Origin of the sequence: Peribacillus acanthi (assembly GCF_003073175.1) — a bacterium.
Taxonomy (GTDB): Bacteria; Bacillota; Bacilli; order Bacillales; family DSM-1321; genus Bacillus_BN; species Bacillus_BN acanthi.
The window spans coordinates 214,156-235,514 of sequence record NZ_QBBX01000006.1 but is presented as its reverse complement, the minus strand read 5'-3'; the positions used below and the strand labels follow the sequence as shown (position 1 = coordinate 235,514).

The window sequence follows — 21,359 nt, the reverse complement described above, 5'->3', positions numbered from 1 at the left end:
ATTGTTTATCGTCGTTGAAAACATTGTAGCCAAGAAGGAGTAAAATGACTCTTTTCTTTTTACACAATTATATGGACTTAATCATAAAAGGCATCATTCCAAGGTGAATGATGCCTGTATGTTACTTTTTAAATGAAAAGAATCGTAAAAGAGGATGTCTATTTCGATCTACAATCTTTAATTCATCCATTACCAGACTTTCTTCATGATCTTCAATCCATTTATCCAGAGATTGTTTATCCTTACAATGTGTTAAAAATGTTTCTCCATTTTTCCCTGTTGCTTGAACTAGATATCTATTATTTGTATTCCCCATATTTTCACCTTAGTCATGTAATTGTGTCACTTTATACCAGAATAATAATAAGTTATGTCGATTCAATAAATAAGTTACAGTGATTTGCTTGTTTTATACGTTTCCTCCACCTAGCTGCATTCCATTTCCATTTTTAATCTAAAAAATTGCATAATAAAAAGACCTCGTTCCATATTCGGTTGCTCATTTTGCCCAAAAAGCACAAAAAGCCGCCTAGTTAAGGTGGTCTTAAAACCTCCTTCGCTTTAGCCGACGAAGTTAGCTGACGGGTAGGATGGCGAAAGAGTTTCTCATCCCTTCTACAAGTGCAGAATTAACCCCAATAAAATGGTTCCTCCGTTCTCAATTGACTTGAGATTAGGCCGATATTTTATTTATGGATTTCATTCTACTCCCTTCCCATATCTTTTGTAAACCCCCAAAAAAAGATTATTCTTCAAAACCATAATCTGGTTCAGGAATACTTTTCACAGTAATGATTTTGTTATCCGCATCTAATTCAACTCTTTCGGCGAGCATCGGTTTACATTCAATCTTGCACCATGTAAATAATATTTGAACCATGATTTGATTCATGTCGTTTTCGTTTAAGACAAACTTATTTTCTTTTGAGTATTCCTCATATTTACCTTCCCGTTGAATGCTCCAGCGCTTTTGTTAAGATGGTTCATCTTGTTGCCCCCTTATAAGGTTTTCCTTAGTAGGATGCCCATATTATGAAAAAAGTGTCAGGAAGTCGCTTACACATTAATAAATTAGCTTAACTTAAATCTCGAAACCAGTTTTTGGAGGTCTTCAGCCAATTTGGATAAATCTTGTGCACTGATTGAAACCACTTCAATGGAAGACAGATTTCTTTCGGTTCCTGCACTTACTTCTATGGAGAAAGAAACGCTAATCATGTGAATTCTTTGTACATGGTGAGTGGCTTCCACGATTTGGCCATTTAACGTATGGAGGTCATACAAGCTTAACGATATGTCACCAACTTTATTCGCTGGATGATTCTTCAAATCTCATGAAGGCAGTCCTAATTTCTTCCATAAAGCACTATTCTATAGTGATTATTACAGATTAAAGGGAAACGGAGTATTAAAATTCATACCAAAAGACCTATGTTTCTTAACATTCGTAATTTAAATTAACAGTTTCTTTATAGTAGATTGATAGTCTTTTTACAATCTGCCTCTATACTTAGGAACCGTAAGAAAAAACTATTTTTGGAGGTTTGAGAATGTTCAAGAAAACTTTTAGTAAAAAAATAGTTCCATTTGCGGTTGTATCTTCACTTGCTATAGGAGCGCTTGCGGGAGCTTTACCGAAAGCAGAGGCAAAAACAGTATCACCGGCATCTTCAGAAATCAAAAACGTAATCTTTTTAATTGGTGATGGTATGGGAGTTTCCTATACTTCTGCCCATAGAATGATGAAAGATAATCCTCAAACAAAAGAAGTAGAACGCTCTGTATTGGATCAGTATTTAGTAGGTCAGCAAATGACTTACGCTGAAGATGAGCATCAAAACATTACAGACTCTGCTTCAGCTGGTACAGCTATGTCAGCAGGTATTAAAACGTATAATTCAGCGATAGCTGTGGATAATGATCAATCACCCGTAAAAACTGTATTGGAAGCGGCAAAGGAGCAAGGGAAATCAACTGGCCTAGTGGCAACATCTGAAATCACACATGCTACTCCTGCATCTTTTGGGGCACATGATGTAAGTAGAAAAAACATGAATGCCATCGCGGATGATTACTTCGATGAAAAAGTAAATGGTAAACACAAGGTAGATGTTCTTCTTGGTGGAGGTACAGATTTATTCATTCGTAAGGACCGTGACTTAACTAAAGAATTCCAAAAAGCTGGCTATAGCTATGTCACCAACTTGAATGATTTGAAGAAAGATAAGAATGGTAAAGTACTAGGGTTATTTGCAAAAGGCGGAATGCCGAAAATGATCGACCGTACGTCTGATTTACCTTCATTAGAGCAAATGACAGTATCGGCTATCGACCGATTGAAGACAGATAAAGACGGATTTTTCTTAATGGTTGAAGGTAGCCAGGTCGATTGGGCAGGCCATGACAATGATATCGTCGGTGCTATGAGTGAAATGGAAGACTTTGAGAGAGCATTCAAAGCGGCGATTGAGTTTGCTAAAAAAGATAAGCACACGTTGGTCGTAGCAACTGCTGACCACTCTACAGGTGGATATTCCATCGGTGCAAAAGGTGAATACAACTGGTTTAGTGAGCCGATTAAAGCGGCTAAACGTACTCCAGACTTCATGGCTCAAGAAATCGTAAACGGTGCTGATGTTGAAGAAACGTTGAAGAAATATATTACTTTAGATTTAAAGCCTGAAGAAATTCAATCCGTTCAAAAGGCTGCTGAAAGCAAGAAATTATTAGACATCGATAACGCGATTGAACAAATTTTTGACACTCGTTCATTTACAGGCTGGACGACCGGTGGGCACACAGGTGAGGATGTAAACGTCTATGCATACGGACCGCAAAGCTCTAGATTTGCTGGACATATTAACAATACAGACAATGCTAAAATCATCTTTGACATCTTAGAGAAACGTTCGAAGAAGAAAACGGTCATCAACGATAAATAATGATAGATTCCCGTTGTTTTAATTGAGCAACGGGAAGGTTTTTTTATGGAAGACTTTGCTCTGGGCTGGTCGTTTGGTAATAAAGTTTGTAATTTCGGTAAAATAATGGGCTAATTTGGTAATAAAACCAAACGTTTCGGTAAAACAAGTTCATAGTTTGGTAATAAGTGAAAGTTTTGACACTTGCTGACCTTTAATGCTTAATTTTTTTGCTTGAAATAACCTACACGGAGGGATATCCTTTGAAAAATGCTCTGATTATGATTCTAATCTCTAGTATTTTGGCTGGTTGTTCAGTTAATGCTGCGTCAAATACAGAAGTAAAACAAGATACATCTAAAAAAACAGCAGCTCATTCCGGTCCAAAACCGCACGTACTCTATGACTATTATGAGAGTCCTCAAGTTACAAGTGATGCAGGGCTGGAAAAACCAGGTCAATCACATATAGACCGTAAAGGTGAAATCACTCTAAAAGAATTCAAGAAGGTTGATCAGCATTTTAAAATTGGGACCGTCGATTACTATATCAAGGAAATCAAAGTGCTACATTACCGCCCGGATTATAGCATGATTGACTTTTTCCACGCACAAACCCATGATGAGGAGTTTGATTTTATCAAACTTAGCGTGGAAATCAAAAACAAACATGATCAACGGGTCAAGTTCGCCCCGGTTGCTTTGTTAGAAACAAATACTGGACTTAAAGTGGATTGGAATCAAGATATTTACTTAGAAGAATTACACGGTGAACTGAATGGTAAAGGTCATAAAAGGGGGAGCCTAGGCTTTATCATGGAAAAAGGGGACGCTAAGAAATTAAAAACAATTACCATACAAACTAGTGATGTGTTGGATGGTAATAATAAAGTACTTCAAAGTGCTGAAAAAATATCTATAGTACTGAATTCAAAAAGCTTGGAGTAGTTAGTCTCCAAGCTTTTTAATATAACCTCAAAAATTAATAGCTTTTTAGCCCCACACTTTCGATCGCTCTTCTATTTCCCCTTGAATGATTCTGCCTCCTTTATTCCGTTTCTTAGTGGAATAAAAGGGAAATAATTCTACTTTATTCCAATTCGGATTATACTAAAAAGTAGAAAAATAGATAAAGAGGATAATTGATATGATTATTGAATTACAGCTGGAACAACATAATTTGGTTGAACCGTTACTAGTAGGACTTGAAGATCATCCCGTAATAAATGGAGTAATTGCTGGAAATAATCGAGGCAGGGTTTTCGTCAATCATTCTGAAACCCCTACGACGACGTTTATTTGGGCGAATAATGAAATGTATTATTTAATTGGTAACGCAGAGGATCAAGAGTTCAATGGAATGCTTGAAGGATTCATAATAGAAACGATTAAACCAGAAGCTCTTCAAATAGGGGAAACAGACTTGAATCTTGAGGTTTTCCCTTCCTCTGAATGGTTCAAAAAAGTAATTGAAATGTTTAATGGGAAACTAAACATAGGGGAAAGGGTCCCGTTCATTTTTAAAAAAGAGAATTTTGTAGAGGCTTCGATGGGAATACCAGGTTATGATTTACTTGAAATCAACCGTACTTTATTTGAAAAGAGATTGGACTATCAGGGAGTCATCACCCATGAAATCTTGAAATTTTGGGAAACTCTCGATGACTTTTTAGTAAAAGGTATAGGCTATTGTGTTATTAAAAATCAAGAAGTAATCGGCACATGTCTGTCCGTTTTTGTAAGTGAAAATGAATATGAAATCGGTATTAATACATACAGTACTGAACATCGTGGAAAAGGAATTGCAACCTCAATGGCCACTGCATTTATATCCAAATGTCTTTGTTTAGGCGGTACTCCGCATTGGACGACTGAACATTTTAGGAAGGATTCCATTGTTATTGCAAATAAACTTGGCTTTGAGCAACTTCCAAATTATAAGGTGTTTTATTTGCCTTTTGAGGAGTTAAATTTTGCACTGGAGGAGAGGTAACCTTTTGAAAACATTAGAAACAGAAAGACTACTATTAAGACCTCTAACTACAATAGATTCAGAGAGAGTAGAAGAACTGGCAAGTGATTATGATGTTGCAAAAACGACTTTAACGATTCCATATCCATATCCTAAAGGTTCAGCGATGCACTTTATCACTAGTGTGTTGGAAATGGAAAAGGACGGTAAGTTAGCGATTTTTGCTATTGTTGATAAAGGAACTAACGATCTAATTGGCATCATTAACATGAACTTATCGCTCGTGTATCAACGTGGTGAATTAGCGTATTGGGTTGGAAAGAGCTACTGGGGTCAAGGCTATGGAACGGAAGCGGCCAAGGTGGTTATGAAGTATGGTTTTGAGGAATTAGGATTGAATAAGGTCTTTGCCCAGTCCTTTACAAATAATCCGGGATCATGGAAGATTATGGAGAAAATTGGTTTGAAGTATGAAGGAACATTAAAGCAACATGTCGTTCGATTTGGGGAATTCCATGACCTTGCGCATTATGGATTATTGAAGGAAGAGTACTTGCAGGAAGCAGCGGAGACTGTATCATCTGATTAAAAGCTGAAAATCGACGGGTGATTGACTTTTTCAACTAAACAGATTAAGGGCTGTCAATATGCAGCTCTTTTCTATTGAAAAGGAATCTAGCATTGCACTAATCGATTGAAGCATAAGAGTGAAATTTTTTCAGACAAAATAGAGGATTAACATCAATTTTTTGATTGAATATGATCAATTAGGACTCTTTTAAATTGAAATTTCTATTTTAAGCTTTTATATCTTTATGTTTTTTATTAGTTTTTTAGATTGGTGTCAAATTTTTCAAAAACTAAATGATTTAAAATCAAGACTAGAAAAATACAGTCGAAACCGAAAAAAATAAAATCGAAACGGCCAAAATACACGTGAAAATTCAAAAATAACGATTATTCGACAAACTAATCCCTTCCCCTACATCCAATAGGACCATAAGATTAGAATTTTTAATTTGTCCGAAGGATGATATATAATAGTAAAATGAAGGAGATGAAAAAAATGGATGAAAAACGACAAAATCGAATGGAAGAGATGCTAACCAATTTGATTTCTATGGTTGGTAGTTTAAGAAATGAATTGACAGAATTCAAAGCAGAAATGACAGAATTTAAGGCTGAAATGACAGAATTCAACGCAGAATTGACAGAATTCAAGGCAGAAATGGCAGAATTTAAGGGTGAAACAAGGCAAGAATTAGGCGAATTAAAATCGGAATTGATAGAATTTAAAGCTGAAACAAGGCAGCAATTTGCTGATGTGAAAGAAACGCTTACAGATATGAGAGCGGATCAAAACCATATTTGGGAAAAGGCCGCAAAGAATGAAAGAGAGCTCGCGATATTAAAAGCAAGACTTCAACTTTAATTGAATTAGTCCCTCTAAATATACTCCAGTGTTAGTACTCCAACCATTTTTCTTCAAAAAAATCATTTAATGTCAGGTTCCTTGAACGGACGTTGTCCAGATGGGAAAACTGACATTTTTTTATACATTTCGTGAACAAATCATGAAATTTCCCCAAGTTTTCTTTCTTTAGTCTAAATTGTGCTAATCTGTAGGTATTAGAGTAGCGAAAGAGGTGCCGAGGATGAAAACAGTATTAGTCATAGGCGGCGGAGTCACAGGCCTAGCTGCAATGTATGAATTGAATAGATGGAAAAAGGAGCAACAATCGGATATTAGATTGGTTCTTGCGGAAGCTTCTCATCAGTTAGGTGGAAAAATCCGTACGGTTAGGAAAGGTAGTTTTGTGATGGAAGCCGGTGCAGACTCCATCGTGACGCGTAAAGGGATTGGAATGGATTTTATTAAAGATCTCGGACTAGAAGACGATGTGGTATATAATGCGGCCGGAAAATCCTTCATATACAGTGAAGGAGAATTGAAGCTCATTCCAGAGGGTTCAGTTTTCGGAATTCCAGGAAGTGTAGAATCATTGGCGAAAAGTACACTCGTTTCAGCTGAAGGTAAGGTTGAAGCCTTGAAGGATTTTTATACGAAAAATGAGGGATTTACGAAAAATGATTCCATCGGTGAATTTTTGGAGCATTTTTTCGGTAAAGAATTGGTAGAAAAGCAAATTGCACCTGTCCTATCTGGAGTCTATTCGGGGGAACTAAGGGATTTAACCATTGGAAAAACTCTTCCACAGGTGTTTGATTACAAGGTAAAGTACGGCAGTATCATTAAAGGATTCGAAGAAAACTCGAAGATTTGGCAAAGTAACGGTGAGAAAAAATTCTTCTCTTTCAAACATGGGCTTGGAGGATTGATCGATGCCTATGAACAACATTTAAAGGACACAGAGATCTTGACGAATACAAAGGTAGAAACCATCAAAAAAGAGGCTGGTAAATACCAAGTTACTTTTTCAAATGGAGAGATTCTAGAAGCTGACCATGTCGTCCTAAGCATTCCACATAACGCGGCTGAACGTATGCTGGAGGATTCTGAACTACAAAATGAATTTGCCAAACTGAAGAACAGCTCATTAATCTCCATCTATGTAGCGTTTGATATTCCAGATGGCGAGCTTCCTGCAGATGGGACGGGCTTCATAACTGCAAATACGGTTGAATTGTCTTGTAATGCATGCACTTGGACAAGTCGGAAATGGGAGCATACCTCAGAAAATGGTAACCTACTAGTAAGACTATTTTATAAGAGCAGCCATCCTGCATATACCTTATTAAAGAAAATGAATCAGGAGGAACTGCTTGAAGCGGCGTTGAATGATATCCAAAAAAGCCTAGGCATAAAAGCAAAACCAATTGCGAGCGAGGTAACCAATTGGGAAGAGAGCATGCCAAACTATTTGATTTCTCATCCACAAACAGTTGCAGGAATAGAAAACAGGTTATCAGAAGAATACCCAGGTATCTGGCTGGCGGGCTGTTCCTATTATGGAGTGGGTATTCCAGACTGCATTGAAAACGGTACAAGCACTGCGAAGAAAATAATTGAGATACTATAAGAGAAACATTTTTAACTATACCATAGACAGAAGTTATTAATGTAGATGGTCATAGCATGCAAAAAGGAGCAACCAAATTGCTCCTTTTTTCCATAGAATAAAAACGATCTTCAATCCTTCAAAAGATGATAGACAGTCCTTTTTGGATCATCGAAAAACTGTTTCATAATTCGAAAATGATGGGTTTCCTCGAGTTTTCGTTCTTGTATCCCATCATCACTCAATTCAAAGATGGTGGAATTCGGGTATGCCATGATAATCGGCGAATGGGTGGCGATGATAAACTGTGAGTTTTCGTCCACTAAATCATGAATCCTAGTGAGCATTGACATTTGGCGAAGTGGAGAAAGAGCAGCTTCAGGCTCATCTAAGATGTAAATGCCGTTACCTCTAAAACGGTGAAGAAAAGTAGAAAAGAATGCCTCTCCATGGGATTGTTCATGTAAAGACTGCCCACCGAAAGAGTCAATCACTTTAGGACCTCCCCCACCCTGATCCATTTCTTCTATATTAGTTGCGATATTGTAAAAGCTTTCTGCACGTAGGAAGAAGCCATCATTTGGCCGAATCACGCCTTTAGCGACCCTTAAATAATTTGCCAACTCAGAATGGGAATCAAACGTTGAAAAATTGAAATTAAAGGTACCACCCTCTGGATTAAACCCTAGGGCAACAGCTATAGCCTCCAGCAATGTCGACTTTCCCATCCCATTCTCACCGATGATGTACGTGACTTTAGGATTAAAGGTAAGCATTTCTAGATTCTTTAGACTAGGAATGTTAAAAGGATATTTTCTCATTGACGGTATATCTTCTTTTTTTAAACTAATACTGCGTAAATAATGGGAATTCAGCAAAGCTTAATCAGCACCCTTTAGTGTAATCTTCAATCTTATTTTACCATGATTGTGAAGTATCATTTGTATATATGATCGTATAAATTTTTATTGAAATGTTAGGTGCTTACGGGAATTTTGTGAATAGAATATTATAATTCATTGAGAAATCCTATGGAGGCCATGTTCCAAAAGGGAGAATATATGAGAGTATCAGAACTGATGTAAATCAGCTTTATGTCACAACTGGTTCTTACATTGAAAAGGCACATCTTAAGCGTGCGATTGGAACGGTGTTTGATGCCATCAGAAAAGCCAATAAATACTTCGATTCACGCCAACCTTGGATTCAAATAAAGGAAGCGCCGAATGAATGTGAGGATACATTGGCAACATGTGTATATTCAATTCTTAATTTTGCCAGATTATTACATCCTTTCCTGCCTTTCTCCAGTCAAAAAGTGATTGAAATGGTTGGTGTAACCTCGATTAGCTGGAGACCAATTGAAGTATATGAAACCACCTTGCAAAAAGTTCATCCTCTATTTGAAAGAATCGATGTGAGTAGCATTGATATTGAGATTGAAAGGTTGAATGACCAAGGGAATTAGATTGGGTGAACTTTTTCTAAAGTCAGTGAAATATAGTTGAAGAAGGAGTATATAAAAAGAAAGTAGAATCTATAGAAAAGAAATTGGAAGTTGTAGTAAATATGATTCTTAATAAGTAACAATGCAGATTTAAAGCTGTCATGATGGCAGCTATTTTTATGTACTATCACCAGAATGTATAGATTGGCAGCATTGAAGTAAGTCGACGTAGTGGCTGATTTTAGGAATAAACTATGTGTATAAATAGGCAATCGACTATGCTTAGGCTTGGGTGCTAGCCAAGTTTTCAAAACCTAAAGTAGTAGCGGTAAAAAATTACACTAAAAGGGGGAATAGGTTTGAAGGCAGATTTATGGGAAGAAGAAATCGATGAATATGATTGTGGAACATTAAATGTAGAGAAATTAATTAAATTTCAAAAAGAATTAAATCTCGTTTTACCGGCATCCTATGTGAACTTGTTGAGCATGAGGAATGGATTTACTTTGAAAAAGAAATACTTCCCTACCAATACTCTAAATAGTTGGGCAAACAATTCAGTTTATGTAGATTTTTTATTTGGGATTGGAGATGATACTGGTTTAATAGAGAACGATTATTTAAGGAAAGAGTGGGGAATTCGAAGTAAGAAATTAATAATAATTTCAGCTGAACCTCCGATGTTTATTTGTCTAGATTATCGACGAAAAAAGAATCCATCAGTCATTTTTTTAGATGTTGATCAATTGCAGGAAATAGAATTAGCAAAGGATTTTGAAGGGTTTGTGAATGGTTTGGTGGAAGAAATTGAAGAAAAGGACATCGATTATGATTCGTCATTGTCAGGACAACAAATTAAGGATTATTACACTAAAATCGACAATGTAACATCAAATGGAAAGCCTAAAGAAATAGACAGATTATTTACGGAAATTCTCTCAACAAATAACGAGTTAATAAGATACATAGTGGAAAAAATGCGGGATCACCCTCATGCGAAAGTTCAGTTTTATTTGCTACTCTTTCTAAGTTGCTGTGCCGATGGAGACAATAAAGGGATTTTGGAAGACGATTATCTTTTAGAGATTTTGAATGAATTAAAAGATAAAAAGAATAGAGATGTTAGGGATATGGCTTTATTTAGCTTGGATAATTATAAAAGAAGACTGTCTAAATAAAACGGAGGTAACATGACTACATACCAGTTTATTAAAGAATATAAGCATCACGAAAAATATCGACTATCTTTCAACGAACTTGCCAAGGAAACGTTTGGGATTGATTTTGAAAAATGGTACCAAGCAGGATTTTGGAATGAGAATTATATTTGCTACAGTTTCATTCAGGATGAAAAGGTAATAGCAAATGTCTCACTTAATACGATGGAGCTCATCATGAATGGAGAGAGGCAGAAAGCTATCCAGATTGGTACTGTCATGACGGCCCCTGAACACAGACGAAAAGGGTTAGCTTATAAGCTAATGGAAAAAGTGTTTGAGGATTATGATCAAATCTATGATTTTTATTTTCTAGCAGCGAATGAGGAAGCGGTACCACTCTATGAAAAATGTGGCTTTATAAGAAATGAAGAAAATAAGTTTATGATTGAAATATGTGATGAACCTTTATTAGATAAAGCATTGGTTCCGATAAAAGTTGAGCCTGAAGTTTTACTGGACATGAAAAAACAATCACAACCACTCTCTAACGTTCTTTCTGCGATTGGGGATGAACATGTTCTCATGTTCTACTATACTGCCGGTTTTAATGAGCTCATCCATCAGCCTCGCCCGGATCTGTATACCATCTTCCAAATCGAAGGAGAGGAACTGCATCTCTATGATATTCTTTCTCCAAATAAAATAAATTTAGAAGAGTTGATCCATGAGATTACCCCAAAGCAGGTAAAGAAGGTGATTTGTTATTTTACACCAGATACGCCAATACAGAACCTTTCGACTTCTAAGGATGATTCAAGCAATTGGATGATTAGGTCCGACAATAAAACTTTTCCAGCTTTGGCCCGATTCCCTAAAATCAGTCAAACATGAATAATTGTTATAAGTGCTAGGCTCAGTAGAGCTCAATTATTTTTTTGTTAGTTCTACTAATGATAATGGTGTTGGAGTTTTTTGTTCAAAAATGTATCAAAATAAGAAATTTTAAAGGTTCTACTCAAGTTAATCTATTATTTTTATCATTTGAAGCCTGAAATATAACCTGATATTGGTAAAGTATTAGGTGATTTAGAGAAACGGATAGAAATAAAATCGAACTAGGAAAAATATAATCGAAACGACCAAAATACATTCAAATCAGCCAAAATATAATCGGAAATTTCAATATACCGATTATTTGACAAACTTTTGCACTATTTAATCCTTTCTACTATTTTTTAAAGTGGTTGGTAATTTAAATAACGTAGCCCTGGATGTATATGGAGGTACATGGATGCGGACAGAGAAAGAAATGTATGATCTAATAGTCGGGTTTGCCCAAAGGGATGAGCGGATACGAGCCGTTTATATGAATGGCTCTAGAACGAATTCGAATGCCCAAAAGGATATTTTTCAAGACTACGATATTGTATATGTGGTGACAGAAACAGCCTCATTTATTAATGACGATAAGTGGATTAAAGTTTTTGGTGATTTACTTATGATTCAGGAACCTGAAAAAAATGACAGTCTTGTTGGGATGAAGATGAACTTTGACAGATCCTATGCTTATTTGATGCTTTTTAATGATGGAAATCGTATCGATCTTAGCCTTGAAACAAAAGAAGTAATGCTAGAAGGATACTTAAAGGATTCATTGACTGTTCCATTACTTGATAAGGACCATATACTTCCAGCTATTTCATTCCCTTCGGATGAGAGTTATTGGATAAAAAAACCATCTGAAGCCCAGTTTATGAGCTGTTGCAATGATTTCTGGTGGTGCTTGCAGAATGTGGGAAAAGGTATATGGCGTGATGAATTGCCATATGCCAAGCAAATGTTTGAACAGGTAATAAGAGGACATTTGGATGAGATAGTATCTTGGTGGGTTGGGATTCGCTACGATTTTCAGATTTCAACTGGTAAAATGGGGAAGAATTTTCAAAAATATCTACCTGAACCCTATTGGAGCTTGTATGCCGGTACATATTCTAATTCGGACTACGAAAACTTTTGGGATTCTATTTTTATTGCGTGCCAACTGTTCCAAGTTCTCGCAATCGAAACAGCTGAAGAGCTTTCATTTTCCTATCCGATAGAAGATGCGACGAATATGACGGAATTCTTGAATAAAGTCAGAACACTGCCAAAGGATGCTGACAAAGTCTTTAAGTAACAAGAGTACGTTGTAGAAAGGTTCTGTACTTTTTAACAGAATCATTAGCGGGATTAATGATAGTTGGTTTGCATAGAGTGGAGTGAGTTAACCATGAAATCTTTGCTTTTTTAGGTGGCTTAGTCCTTGGTATAAATTCTTCTATCTTACTTCTTCCAATTATAATGGGTATACCATTGGGGGTGAACTGATTGAAACGTATACATTATAGCTGGGTAATATTATTCGTAGCATTCTTTTCCATTATTGTAGCAGGAATTGTCAGGTCATCATCTGGTATTTTTATAGAGCCTTTTGAGAGTGAATTTGGTTGGGATCGTTCAGTTATTTCATTAGCTTTTGCTGTTGGTTTGTTTTTGTATGGTATATCAGGACCGTTTATGGCTGCATTAATCGAAGTGTTTGGTTTAAAGAAGATAATGGTGATATCCATGGCTACTTTGTTGACAGGAACGTTACTTACTTTTGTGATGCAAAGTTCATGGCAATTAACCATCATTTGGGGGATTATCATCGGATTAGGTTCAGGACTATTTTTAACGGTATTAAGTCCATATGTGGCGAATCGCTGGTTTCACAAAAAGAGAGGGCTCGCCGTAGGAATACTTACAGCGAGTACTGCCACTGGCCAGTTAATCCTGCTTCCTGTTTTAGCGATAATTATAGATGATTACTCATGGCGCTGGGCAATTGGGTTAATCATGTTATTAAGTGCTATTATGCTGTTCATCATTTTATTTTTTATGAAAAATCAACCTAAAGACGTCGGTGTACTTCCTTATGGAATGGAAGAGGAAATGACAGAAAGTAAAGAGGATGAGAAGAAGAACCCTATAGTTATTGCCTTTACGGTATTAGTCGAAGCTGTAAAAGTAAAGGAATTCTGGCTATTAGCTGGTAGCTTTTTTATTTGCGGACTTTCAACATCTGGACTAATTGGAACTCATTTTGTTTCTTATTGCATAAGTTTTGGAATTCCTATCGTTACTGCCGCATCTCTGTTGTCGTTTATGGGTATCTTTGATTTGGTAGGAACAACCCTTTCCGGTTGGTTATCCGATCGATTTGATAATCGATGGTTATTATTTTGGTACTATGGTTTAAGAGGCGCAGCTCTAATGTTGCTTCCTTATGCATTAGGTGAAGGATCTTTTATTTTACTAGTAATTTTTGCTGTATTCTATGGATTAGATTGGATTGCTACAGTCCCACCAACCATTGGGATATCAAGACAAGTCTTTGGTGTGAAAAATAGTGGAATTGTCTATGGCTGGATTTTTGCCTCCCATCAAGCAGGTGCTGCGGTCGCCGCCTTTGGGGGAGGAGTAATATTTAAGATATTTAATTCATATACTTGGGCATTTTTCCTAGCTGGCATTACATGTTTAATAGCAAGCTTATTTGTGATTGTCATCAAGAAAGAAGCAACTGTAGTAAGTAAGGAATCAATGAATGTATAGCATCAACTCTTTGTAATTAATAGATTTAAGGCATCTAAAGGAAGTGTAAGAATTGACTCAACAATTGAAATATCGTGATCCTTTCCATAACATTTCTGTGGATTGTGAAAATTGTTTTGGTTTATGTTGTGTAGCCCTACCATATGCTAAGTCAGCTGATTTTGCATTTGACAAGGATGGAGGGGCACCTTGTAGGAACCTGCTATCGGATTATCGCTGTAGTATCCACAAGGATTTAAGAAGTAAAGGTTTTAAAGGTTGTACCGTTTACGAATGCTATGGGGCTGGACAAAAGGTCTCACAAATCACTTACCAAGGATTGGATTGGCGTGAGCATCCAGAAATCGCAAAGGAAATGTTTAATGTTTTTCCAATTATGCAGCAGCTCCATGAAATGCTTCGTTATTTAACGGAAGCACTAAGCCTGAATGAGGCTCAGCCGATTCATAAAGAATTGAAAAGGGCACTGGAAGAAACTGAAAACCTAACCTTCGAAAATCCAAAGGAAATACTTAAGCTTAGTGTTCCTCTACATAGAGCCAAGGTTAGCGAATTACTTTCGAAAACTAGTGAACTAGTCCGTGGCAAAGTAAAGAAGGATAAAAAACAAAGTAAAGTTCCAAAGGGAAGTGACCTAATAGGTGCTAAATTAATAGGAGCCAACCTTAGAGGTGAGAATTTAAGAGGTTCATTACTCATTGCTTCGGACTTGAGGAATGCTGATTTAAGAGAGACAGACCTACTTGGTGCAGATTTGAGAGATGCTGATTTGAGTGGCGCCAATTTAGCTGGAAGTATTTTTCTTACTCAAGCCCAGGTTAATTCAACTAATGGAGATATACAAACAAAGTTGCCACCCAATTTAACAATTCCTAAGCATTGGTTGAAGTAGGGTTTGAAATATTTTTTATCATTCTACAACTAATCAAAAGTTTATCAGCTTTATTAGCTTTATTCTGTAAGGAGATTTTTGTTCAAAAATAGAATAATACTTTAAAAGTATGATAGAAGGTGAATCCATTAATGAATGTATATTTATCAAAACCAACAGTTGATTTAGAGTCTGAATATCTATCTTTTTATCAGGAATGGAAAGATTGTGGCGAGGTAATGGTCCCTTGGGTAATAAGTAAGGACCCTTCAGATTTCCAAGAAATGATCCAATCTTTACTAGATGCTGAAGAAGGGAAAAACCTCCCAGATCATTGGGTACCAGACTCCACGTATTGGTTAATAAATGAAGAGAAGAAGGTAATTGGTGCAGTTAATATCCGACATCAATTAACTGAAGGATTATTTAACAGCGGTGGGCATATTGGCTACGGAATCCGTCCTTCTGAAAGAAGAAATGGCTTTGCCACAAAATTACTGGCGCTATCTTTAGAAAAAGCAAAGGAATTAGGAATTCAAAAAGCTCTTGTTGTTTGTGACAAAGGAAATATTGGTTCAGAAAAAACCATCTTAGATAACGGTGGCATTCCAGATAATGACTATATTGAAGAAGATGGAAATATTGTCAAAAGGTATTGGATAGAATTGTAGATAGTATTTTACTTGAAGGGATGATGGAGATGCATAATGGACAGCAGGTAAAAGTAACTCTCTCTAAGAAAGAGAAAGCAGTATCATTTCTACAGCTCGTTGCATCGGGGAAGGTGCGCGAGGCATATAAAAGTTTCATAAGCCCTGACTTCCGTCACCACAACGCTTATTTTCGTGGTGATGCAGAATCACTTATGGTTGCGATGGAAGAAAGTGCAGCCCAAAACCCTCATAAGATACTTGAGGTTAAACGTGCTATTGAAGAAGGTGATACGGTTGCAGTGCACTCCCATGTGAGACAAAATCCTGAAGACCTAGGAGGGGCAGTTGTCCATATCTTCCGCTTCCAAGATCATCAAATCGTTGAATTATGGGATGTTGGACAGCCAATACCAGAAGACTCCCCTAACGAGAATGGAGTGTTCTAGTAAAAGGCATTATAAATTAACTAATTCTATTCTTCTAACAACTGTATGACTCTTTTTTGAAATTCCTTTGCAAGGGTTGATAATCCTTTAGTTAATGAATATAACATCCAAAAATCCTGGTAGGTGATATCAGGATTTTTATATGGAATGATTGTTAAACTCCCATTTTTGACATCAGGATTATTTTTAAAAGTAAAATTAAAAATGAGAGTAAAGGCATGACTATGTAAAATGGCTGTCCGAAGAACTTCAATATTGTTGGAACTAACAAAGATATCTTTGTTCGGCAAATGTCTTTCGTTAAACATTTTTCCACGATTGGAGTTGTAAATCACTACTTTTTCATTCTTTAAATCTTCAGGAGAGATGCTTTGTAAGCTAGCTAGTTTGGACTGGCTGTTCACGCATACACAAATAAAGCCCTTATAAATCAATTCGAAGCCAATGCCATACTCATAGGTTGCCTCCTCCAATTCGCTCTTAGAAAAAGGAGAAATAGCAAGATCGATGCTACCAATTTTCATGGCTTCAAGAATTTTATCTTGATCAAGTTCTTCTATCATGACCTTTACATCGCTGAAGGTCTTTGTGAATGAAAGGAATGCATCATAAACAATATAGGTCATGGCAGGGGCACATGCTACTCTCAGTACTTTATCTTTTCCTTTTTTATTCTGGTCAATTTCCTCTTGTAATTCTTGTATTTTATGTAAGATCTCATACGATTTAGAAATGATCATATTTCCTTCATTTGTCGGATGCATCCCTTTCTTAGAACGATTGAATATGACCAATCCCATTTCGGATTCTAATTGAGCAATAGCCTGGCTAACTGCAGAAGGGGAGATATGCAATTTAGCTGCTGCTTTGGTAATGGACCTCTCTTTTGCTACTTCTACCATGTATTTCATCTGTTCAATGTTCATTTTTTACCTCAATACATTCAAGAGTTCTATTAAGTAAAACTTAATGCATGTTCAAAAATATAAAATTTACAAAAATAGTAAAACGCCATAAAATTAAAAAGTCCATAACCACTATGAATGAATGGTGAGTTTATTTGAAATAGGAGTATTTGGTAAAGGATATTATTCTTCAAAGCCGCTTCCTTTATCCTGTTTGAATAATAAGAAAAGCAATGGTGATATAAATATGAAGGTGAAAGATGATTCATTGAGTGTAGAAATTGAAAAGAAGAGAGAAGAAATGTACAAATCTATATCTGAAAATGGAATGATTCACCCAAAGACTCTTCAAATCAGTCAAGAACTTGATTGGCTACTTAACGTTTATCAAAAAAAAAAACAAATCTACAAAAGAGTAACCTCACGAGTTTTAATGAATCAAAATTGAATCAATAAAAGAGGGTGTCCCAAAAGTTTATACCTTTTGGGACACCCTCTTTTCGAAAGTCTTGTTGTATTAGACCTTTGCTTTTAACCAGCTCTCTTAAGCCTTCTATAAATAGTAGATGTAGTTTCTTTTACTGTAGTAGTTCGGAAATTCTTCCTATTAATTAGATACATGATTTGAATAAGAATGATGGCTAGTGATCCTTTTGGATAGGCTAAATACCTTGGTTCCCAAAGAGGAAAAAATTTGTTTTTGTATTCAAATAAACCTTTAAAGTTATAAAAAATATTTCCGTGATGGAATGTTAATTGGGCAATCTTTTCTAGCAAACTTGATTTCGTATCTGTACCGAGGTTCGATAATGGTGCCATGCCCATGCTACCCCATGAGTATCCATTTTCCTTACACCAATGAAAAATGGAAATGAAAAGCATATCCATCGTTCCATGAGGACTGTCTTTCAAATATCGCATTAAATCAATGGTCATCGTCCTGTTTTCCAAATGTGCGTCACATGCAAGTGTGGCAAAGGCAATCGGTTTACCTTCTGGGTTACTTAATATAGCCATTGGAAAACGGGAAACATATTGTTCACAGAAAAAACTTACTGAAAAACCTTTTTCTCTTCGGCCATCTAGCCAAGAATTAGAGATCAATTGGATTTGTCCAATAAATTCATCTGAATAGGGAGGGTGGACAACTTTGAAATCAAACCCATTTCTTTCAAACTTATTTTTCCTCGTGCGAAGCTTAGCCCCTTTTTTTCCAGCAAGAGAAAAATCCGATAGAGGCACTCTTGCTTCTTCCCCTAATTTAAACAAATGATAGCCTGAATCCTGGTAGGCAGGCAAGAATTCTGGTGTGACTTGATAAAATACGGGCTTTAGCTGGTATTTGGTACTATAATTAATGAATTCTTGAATCGCTTCTGTTATATGTTCTTTTTTTCCAATTGGATCCCCTAAGACAATAAGTTTGTTTCCAACCTTTTGATAGGGTATTATAGCTTGTTTACTAGCTGTCCAAAATACGTGTTTATCATTGTTAAAAGTCAAGTGGGAGACGTGGTTGCCACCATAACGCCTTAAAAAAGCATTTATTTCGTTTAAATTAACTTCATCAGCCTCAAATGAGGAATTAGGTAATTTCATTCCCATATAAATCAGACAGAGAAGAATCACTGTAAGAAACAAGAAAATCATCTTAATCCTCCACTAGAATTATTCATTCCCAAAGGATAAGATAACACAAGTCTAATACTTCGGCTATACCTTAAATAAGGATATTATTTGAACTAATTTCCAGTCAAAATGGAAAGTGTTAAAAGTTAGGACCGAGAATCCTCACTAAGAAGGTTCAACTATGAAGATAAGTGTTTTATTCACATAAACAAAAAAGTCCAGCGAAAATGCTGGACTTTTACTCTTCCATAAAAAGAAAAATACAAAATATTAAAATGTAAATTTCGGATTAGAACCATATTGGTTATCAGCTGGCTGTCCATCTTGTGCCATAAATACAATAAGGATGATAGGACCAATCAAAGGTATTAGGGTAAGCAATAACCACAAACCACTTCGACCTGTATCGTGTAATCTGCGTACTCCAACGGCAAGTGAAGGTAACAAAACAGCCAATGAATATAAACCAGTAAGAATAGAAGGTAAGCCAATAATAAGTTCAATGACGGTTAAAACGATTGAAATAATAATACTAAATAACGTAAACATCCAGTATTCCTTACGTCTTGCTCTTCCGGAAAAGCCTACATAATTTTGAAGCACTTTTAAATACCACTCCATTTTATCCCACCTTTCGTGTAAGAAATTTGATGATATTTCAATATATTCATCAATAACTTAATTAGTATAACATCTGGCAGGGATTGGTGTTATCATAAATATTTTCCTTGTAGATTAAGCACATTGTTTACTTTTCCCATCCTTATCTCTAATTCTAATGGAATAGAACAATATCAAAACACTAGTTGTAATAAGTATGCCGTGGAAAATCCAAACCATTTTTGGTAAAGTCAATGCTTCCAATAATATTGGGGCAACTACAAAACCGAGTGCAAATCCTAATGACTTCAAAAGCATGCCGACTCCAAAAATTCTTCCTCGTATATGATTGTCTGTTTTTTGAAGGATCGTAGCATGCAAGGTGGTAAAGAAAGCATCAAAAATACCTGTGATAAAGGCAAAAGGTAATACAATCCATAGGTTTACATTGGACAGAAATGTAATAAAGCCGGTGGACATGAGCATTGCCGAGATAAAGCAGGTATAGTACAGTCGGTTTCCTTGTAAATTCTTTAACTTTGGAAGGATCATCGTAGCCAACACCGAACCAATTCCCCAAACACCCCAAATTAATCCATAATAAAAGCTTTGTTTACTAGTATCAATGTTCTCTGCCAATAACGGTATCCCTAAATTATGTGAAGCGCCTGCAAAAGCCCCCACCAAGAAAACAATATTGACCATTAACAGCATCGGAGCTAACAAGATGAACGAATAGACTTCTTTTATATCTTTTCCGATTGTAATAATCTTTTCTTTAAATCCATTTGAAAGTTGCATATTCCCTGTGGGGATTGAAGTTTTCCATTTTATCTTATACAAAACTAGAGCTGAAATAAGGTAAGTTGCTGCGTCAATGATCAAGGTCACTTGATACCCTAACAAATCTGTTATTACTCCTGCCCCAAGGAACCCAAACACTAAACTAATCGAAGTTAACCTGGAAATTAACGCATTTGTCTCTAACACTTTATCCTCACCAAATATTTGTGGGATTTCAGCACTATAGCTCACCGCAAAGAAGCTACTCGTTAAGCCTATAAGGAAGCAAACAATAACAATCATGATTGGATTGGGGAAGGGAATTAACATCAAGATGATGATAGCCCGGAAAATATCTGTGTAAATCATGATTTTTCTACGGTCAAATCGATCCGCGATCACCCCTGAAAATAAACTCGATAATACTCCTCCCAACGTACGAAACGCCATGGTGGCAGCTAACCAAGCAGAACTACCTGTCGCCACATACATTAATACATTGATAGCAATTAAATCCATAAAGGTTCCTAAATCTGAAAAAGCCTTAACATATAAAAAAAATTTACGATTCATAATTCTCCCTAAAAACTGGTTTTTGTTTTAGTTTAAATAGTTTGAATTTATTTCGCAATACGAAGATTTAGAAAGATTATGGGGATTTCTTCAAAAGGAGTTTTAGGTTTGTTTAGGAATACAAATTATTGGAACAAAAAAAGTGAAGGTGCAAACCCTTCACTTTTTTTGATTCAATTCACAAGTTCGATTAAATGGAAAGGCTCTTTCGTATAAGACTTGAAAACCATACATTAAAAAGGACTTTACCAAAAACAGAAGGGACAATTGGAATTTAGTCAGCTTCACAAGAGAGGCGTACCCAATTTTTTTGAACCAATCTAGAGTAAAGTATGTAAATAGGCTATCGACCACAAGATTGACTAACACGTACAAATTAAACTTTCCGTACGTATATTTTAGAATCCATAATGAGCCGACAAAAAAAGGACCGAGAATTAAGGGTAGTTCACCTAAAACATTAGGTTTTATGCGGAACGGAAACCACCACCACTTTTTCTTCTCAGCCAAATATCCTTCAGCCGTAACATACAGGGCCATAAATAATGCGCCAGGTAAAAATCTTTGTACAGTTCTTGTGCCTAAAAGAGGAACAGTGAGCCAAGGCAGAATCAACATAAGTATTATATATTTATAAGGTTTCTTCATAGAATGACTGACTTCCTTTACGTAATATTGATGTGTATTTTCTCCTAAAGAATATTACGTTATGTATTATTTATGGAGGAGATTTATTTTTCCCTC

General features: G+C 36.1%; 24 protein-coding genes and 1 riboswitch. Of the genes, 15 read left to right on the top strand and 9 right to left on the bottom strand.

What is annotated here, in order from left to right; all coding sequences use genetic code 11:
* Nucleotides 1-121 precede the first annotated feature (121 nt).
* From DBX25_RS08525 to DBX25_RS08520, 3 genes are all read right to left on the bottom strand, one after another.
* Entirely contained in the window at nt 122-316 is a 195-nt protein-coding gene (locus DBX25_RS08525; protein WP_108670359.1) for a hypothetical protein, read from the bottom strand.
* Nucleotides 317-548: 232 nt separating this feature from the next.
* Nucleotides 549-690, bottom strand: a riboswitch (cyclic di-AMP (ydaO/yuaA leader).
* Between the two features lie 55 nt (nt 691-745).
* Nucleotides 746-892 (bottom strand): hypothetical protein, encoded by a 147-nt coding sequence (locus DBX25_RS20565; protein ID WP_157950924.1) that lies wholly within the window; start codon nt 890-892, stop codon nt 746-748.
* A 179-nt stretch (nt 893-1,071) separates the two neighbouring features.
* The gene (locus tag DBX25_RS08520; RefSeq protein WP_108670358.1) at nt 1,072-1,329 is read right to left on the bottom strand and encodes a methyl-accepting chemotaxis protein; all 258 of its coding nucleotides are present in this window, start codon (nt 1,327-1,329) and stop codon (nt 1,072-1,074) included.
* Between the two features lie 221 nt (nt 1,330-1,550).
* On the opposite strand from DBX25_RS08520, the gene DBX25_RS08515 reads away from it, so the two are divergent.
* The 6 genes from DBX25_RS08515 to hemG all read left to right on the top strand — a co-directional run bounded on the left by DBX25_RS08515 (nt 1,551) and on the right by hemG (nt 7,933).
* A complete protein-coding gene (locus DBX25_RS08515; RefSeq protein WP_108670357.1) occupies nt 1,551-2,942 on the top strand; it encodes an alkaline phosphatase family protein in 1,392 nt (463 codons plus the stop codon).
* Nucleotides 2,943-3,184: 242 nt separating this feature from the next.
* Nucleotides 3,185-3,868 (top strand): hypothetical protein, encoded by a 684-nt coding sequence (locus DBX25_RS08510; protein WP_108670356.1) that lies wholly within the window; start codon nt 3,185-3,187, stop codon nt 3,866-3,868.
* A 199-nt stretch (nt 3,869-4,067) separates the two neighbouring features.
* Nucleotides 4,068-4,913: a GNAT family N-acetyltransferase gene (locus DBX25_RS08505; RefSeq protein ID WP_108670355.1), complete on the top strand. Its 846-nt coding sequence runs from the start codon at nt 4,068-4,070 to the stop codon at nt 4,911-4,913.
* Nucleotides 4,914-4,917: 4 nt separating this feature from the next.
* Nucleotides 4,918-5,481 carry a GNAT family N-acetyltransferase gene (locus DBX25_RS08500; protein WP_108670354.1) on the top strand — a complete coding sequence of 188 codons (564 nt, stop codon included), beginning with the start codon at nt 4,918-4,920 and terminating at the stop codon, nt 5,479-5,481.
* A 477-nt stretch (nt 5,482-5,958) separates the two neighbouring features.
* Nucleotides 5,959-6,324 carry a hypothetical protein gene (locus tag DBX25_RS20910; protein WP_205685193.1) on the top strand — a complete coding sequence of 122 codons (366 nt, stop codon included), beginning with the start codon at nt 5,959-5,961 and terminating at the stop codon, nt 6,322-6,324.
* A 223-nt stretch (nt 6,325-6,547) separates the two neighbouring features.
* A complete protein-coding gene (hemG, locus tag DBX25_RS08490) occupies nt 6,548-7,933 on the top strand; it encodes a protoporphyrinogen oxidase (RefSeq protein WP_108670353.1) in 1,386 nt (461 codons plus the stop codon).
* Between the two features lie 110 nt (nt 7,934-8,043).
* Here the strand turns inward: hemG and DBX25_RS08485 are convergent, their stop codons facing one another.
* Nucleotides 8,044-8,733, bottom strand: a complete 690-nt coding sequence (locus tag DBX25_RS08485; protein ID WP_108670352.1) for an AAA family ATPase — start codon at nt 8,731-8,733, stop codon at nt 8,044-8,046.
* Nucleotides 8,734-8,930: 197 nt separating this feature from the next.
* Here DBX25_RS08485 and DBX25_RS08480 point away from each other — a divergent pair, with 197 nt between their 5' ends.
* The 8 genes from DBX25_RS08480 (at nt 8,931) to DBX25_RS08445 (ending at nt 16,125) form a co-directional block, all read left to right on the top strand.
* On the top strand, nt 8,931-9,380 hold the full coding sequence (locus DBX25_RS08480; protein ID WP_108670351.1) for a class I tRNA ligase family protein: 450 nt from the start codon (nt 8,931-8,933) through the stop codon (nt 9,378-9,380).
* A 338-nt stretch (nt 9,381-9,718) separates the two neighbouring features.
* Nucleotides 9,719-10,537, top strand: coding sequence for an SMI1/KNR4 family protein (locus DBX25_RS08475; protein ID WP_157950923.1), 819 nt, complete (start codon nt 9,719-9,721; stop codon nt 10,535-10,537).
* Nucleotides 10,538-10,549: 12 nt separating this feature from the next.
* Nucleotides 10,550-11,410 (top strand): GNAT family N-acetyltransferase, encoded by an 861-nt coding sequence (locus DBX25_RS08470; protein ID WP_108670349.1) that lies wholly within the window; start codon nt 10,550-10,552, stop codon nt 11,408-11,410.
* Between the two features lie 400 nt (nt 11,411-11,810).
* Nucleotides 11,811-12,695, top strand: coding sequence for an aminoglycoside 6-adenylyltransferase (locus tag DBX25_RS08465; protein ID WP_108670348.1), 885 nt, complete (start codon nt 11,811-11,813; stop codon nt 12,693-12,695).
* 191 nt (nt 12,696-12,886) lie between these two features.
* Nucleotides 12,887-14,155 (top strand): MFS transporter, encoded by a 1,269-nt coding sequence (locus DBX25_RS08460; RefSeq protein ID WP_108670347.1) that lies wholly within the window; start codon nt 12,887-12,889, stop codon nt 14,153-14,155.
* Between the two features lie 52 nt (nt 14,156-14,207).
* Nucleotides 14,208-15,047, top strand: a complete 840-nt coding sequence (locus DBX25_RS08455) for a pentapeptide repeat-containing protein (RefSeq protein WP_108670346.1) — start codon at nt 14,208-14,210, stop codon at nt 15,045-15,047.
* A 131-nt stretch (nt 15,048-15,178) separates the two neighbouring features.
* A complete protein-coding gene (locus DBX25_RS08450; RefSeq protein ID WP_108670345.1) occupies nt 15,179-15,697 on the top strand; it encodes a GNAT family N-acetyltransferase in 519 nt (172 codons plus the stop codon).
* A 20-nt stretch (nt 15,698-15,717) separates the two neighbouring features.
* Nucleotides 15,718-16,125: a nuclear transport factor 2 family protein gene (locus tag DBX25_RS08445; RefSeq protein WP_205685195.1), complete on the top strand. Its 408-nt coding sequence runs from the start codon at nt 15,718-15,720 to the stop codon at nt 16,123-16,125.
* A gap of 26 nt (nt 16,126-16,151) precedes the next feature.
* On the opposite strand, the gene DBX25_RS08440 is transcribed toward DBX25_RS08445, so the two are convergent.
* The gene (locus tag DBX25_RS08440; RefSeq protein ID WP_108670344.1) at nt 16,152-17,051 is read right to left on the bottom strand and encodes a LysR family transcriptional regulator; all 900 of its coding nucleotides are present in this window, start codon (nt 17,049-17,051) and stop codon (nt 16,152-16,154) included.
* A gap of 226 nt (nt 17,052-17,277) precedes the next feature.
* On the opposite strand from DBX25_RS08440, the gene DBX25_RS08435 reads away from it, so the two are divergent.
* Complete coding sequence (locus tag DBX25_RS08435) at nt 17,278-17,478, top strand: aspartyl-phosphate phosphatase Spo0E family protein (RefSeq protein WP_108670343.1); 201 nt, start codon at nt 17,278-17,280, stop codon at nt 17,476-17,478.
* Nucleotides 17,479-17,561: 83 nt separating this feature from the next.
* On the opposite strand, the gene DBX25_RS08430 is transcribed toward DBX25_RS08435, so the two are convergent.
* The 4 genes from DBX25_RS08430 to DBX25_RS08415 all read right to left on the bottom strand — a co-directional run bounded on the left by DBX25_RS08430 (nt 17,562) and on the right by DBX25_RS08415 (nt 21,263).
* Nucleotides 17,562-18,680, bottom strand: coding sequence for a phosphatidylglycerol lysyltransferase domain-containing protein (locus DBX25_RS08430; RefSeq protein ID WP_108670342.1), 1,119 nt, complete (start codon nt 18,678-18,680; stop codon nt 17,562-17,564).
* 249 nt (nt 18,681-18,929) lie between these two features.
* Nucleotides 18,930-19,280 (bottom strand): DUF805 domain-containing protein, encoded by a 351-nt coding sequence (locus tag DBX25_RS08425; RefSeq protein WP_108670341.1) that lies wholly within the window; start codon nt 19,278-19,280, stop codon nt 18,930-18,932.
* A 114-nt stretch (nt 19,281-19,394) separates the two neighbouring features.
* On the bottom strand, nt 19,395-20,615 hold the full coding sequence (locus tag DBX25_RS08420; protein WP_108670340.1) for an MFS transporter: 1,221 nt from the start codon (nt 20,613-20,615) through the stop codon (nt 19,395-19,397).
* 159 nt (nt 20,616-20,774) lie between these two features.
* A complete protein-coding gene (locus tag DBX25_RS08415) occupies nt 20,775-21,263 on the bottom strand; it encodes a hypothetical protein (RefSeq protein ID WP_108670339.1) in 489 nt (162 codons plus the stop codon).
* Nucleotides 21,264-21,359: the final 96 nt, after the last annotated feature.

Excerpts from the sequence above, each read along its gene's own strand:
- DBX25_RS08525 (WP_108670359.1), bottom strand. The coding sequence starts at position 316 with ATGGGGAATACAAATAATAGATATCTAGTTCAAGCAACAGGGAAAAAT.
- DBX25_RS20565 (WP_157950924.1), bottom strand. The coding sequence starts at position 892 with ATGAATCAAATCATGGTTCAAATATTATTTACATGGTGCAAGATTGAA.
- DBX25_RS08515 (WP_108670357.1), top strand. The coding sequence starts at position 1,551 with ATGTTCAAGAAAACTTTTAGTAAAAAAATAGTTCCATTTGCGGTTGTA.
- DBX25_RS08505 (WP_108670355.1), top strand. The coding sequence starts at position 4,068 with ATGATTATTGAATTACAGCTGGAACAACATAATTTGGTTGAACCGTTA.
- DBX25_RS20910 (WP_205685193.1), top strand. The coding sequence starts at position 5,959 with ATGGATGAAAAACGACAAAATCGAATGGAAGAGATGCTAACCAATTTG.
- hemG (WP_108670353.1), top strand. The coding sequence starts at position 6,548 with ATGAAAACAGTATTAGTCATAGGCGGCGGAGTCACAGGCCTAGCTGCA.
- DBX25_RS08485 (WP_108670352.1), bottom strand. The coding sequence starts at position 8,733 with ATGAGAAAATATCCTTTTAACATTCCTAGTCTAAAGAATCTAGAAATG.
- DBX25_RS08470 (WP_108670349.1), top strand. The coding sequence starts at position 10,550 with ATGACTACATACCAGTTTATTAAAGAATATAAGCATCACGAAAAATAT.
- DBX25_RS08465 (WP_108670348.1), top strand. The coding sequence starts at position 11,811 with ATGCGGACAGAGAAAGAAATGTATGATCTAATAGTCGGGTTTGCCCAA.
- DBX25_RS08450 (WP_108670345.1), top strand. The coding sequence starts at position 15,179 with ATGAATGTATATTTATCAAAACCAACAGTTGATTTAGAGTCTGAATAT.
- DBX25_RS08445 (WP_205685195.1), top strand. The coding sequence starts at position 15,718 with ATGATGGAGATGCATAATGGACAGCAGGTAAAAGTAACTCTCTCTAAG.
- DBX25_RS08440 (WP_108670344.1), bottom strand. The coding sequence starts at position 17,051 with ATGAACATTGAACAGATGAAATACATGGTAGAAGTAGCAAAAGAGAGG.
- DBX25_RS08435 (WP_108670343.1), top strand. The coding sequence starts at position 17,278 with ATGAAGGTGAAAGATGATTCATTGAGTGTAGAAATTGAAAAGAAGAGA.
- DBX25_RS08430 (WP_108670342.1), bottom strand. The coding sequence starts at position 18,680 with ATGATTTTCTTGTTTCTTACAGTGATTCTTCTCTGTCTGATTTATATG.
- DBX25_RS08425 (WP_108670341.1), bottom strand. The coding sequence starts at position 19,280 with ATGGAGTGGTATTTAAAAGTGCTTCAAAATTATGTAGGCTTTTCCGGA.
- DBX25_RS08420 (WP_108670340.1), bottom strand. The coding sequence starts at position 20,615 with ATGAATCGTAAATTTTTTTTATATGTTAAGGCTTTTTCAGATTTAGGA.
- DBX25_RS08415 (WP_108670339.1), bottom strand. The coding sequence starts at position 21,263 with ATGAAGAAACCTTATAAATATATAATACTTATGTTGATTCTGCCTTGG.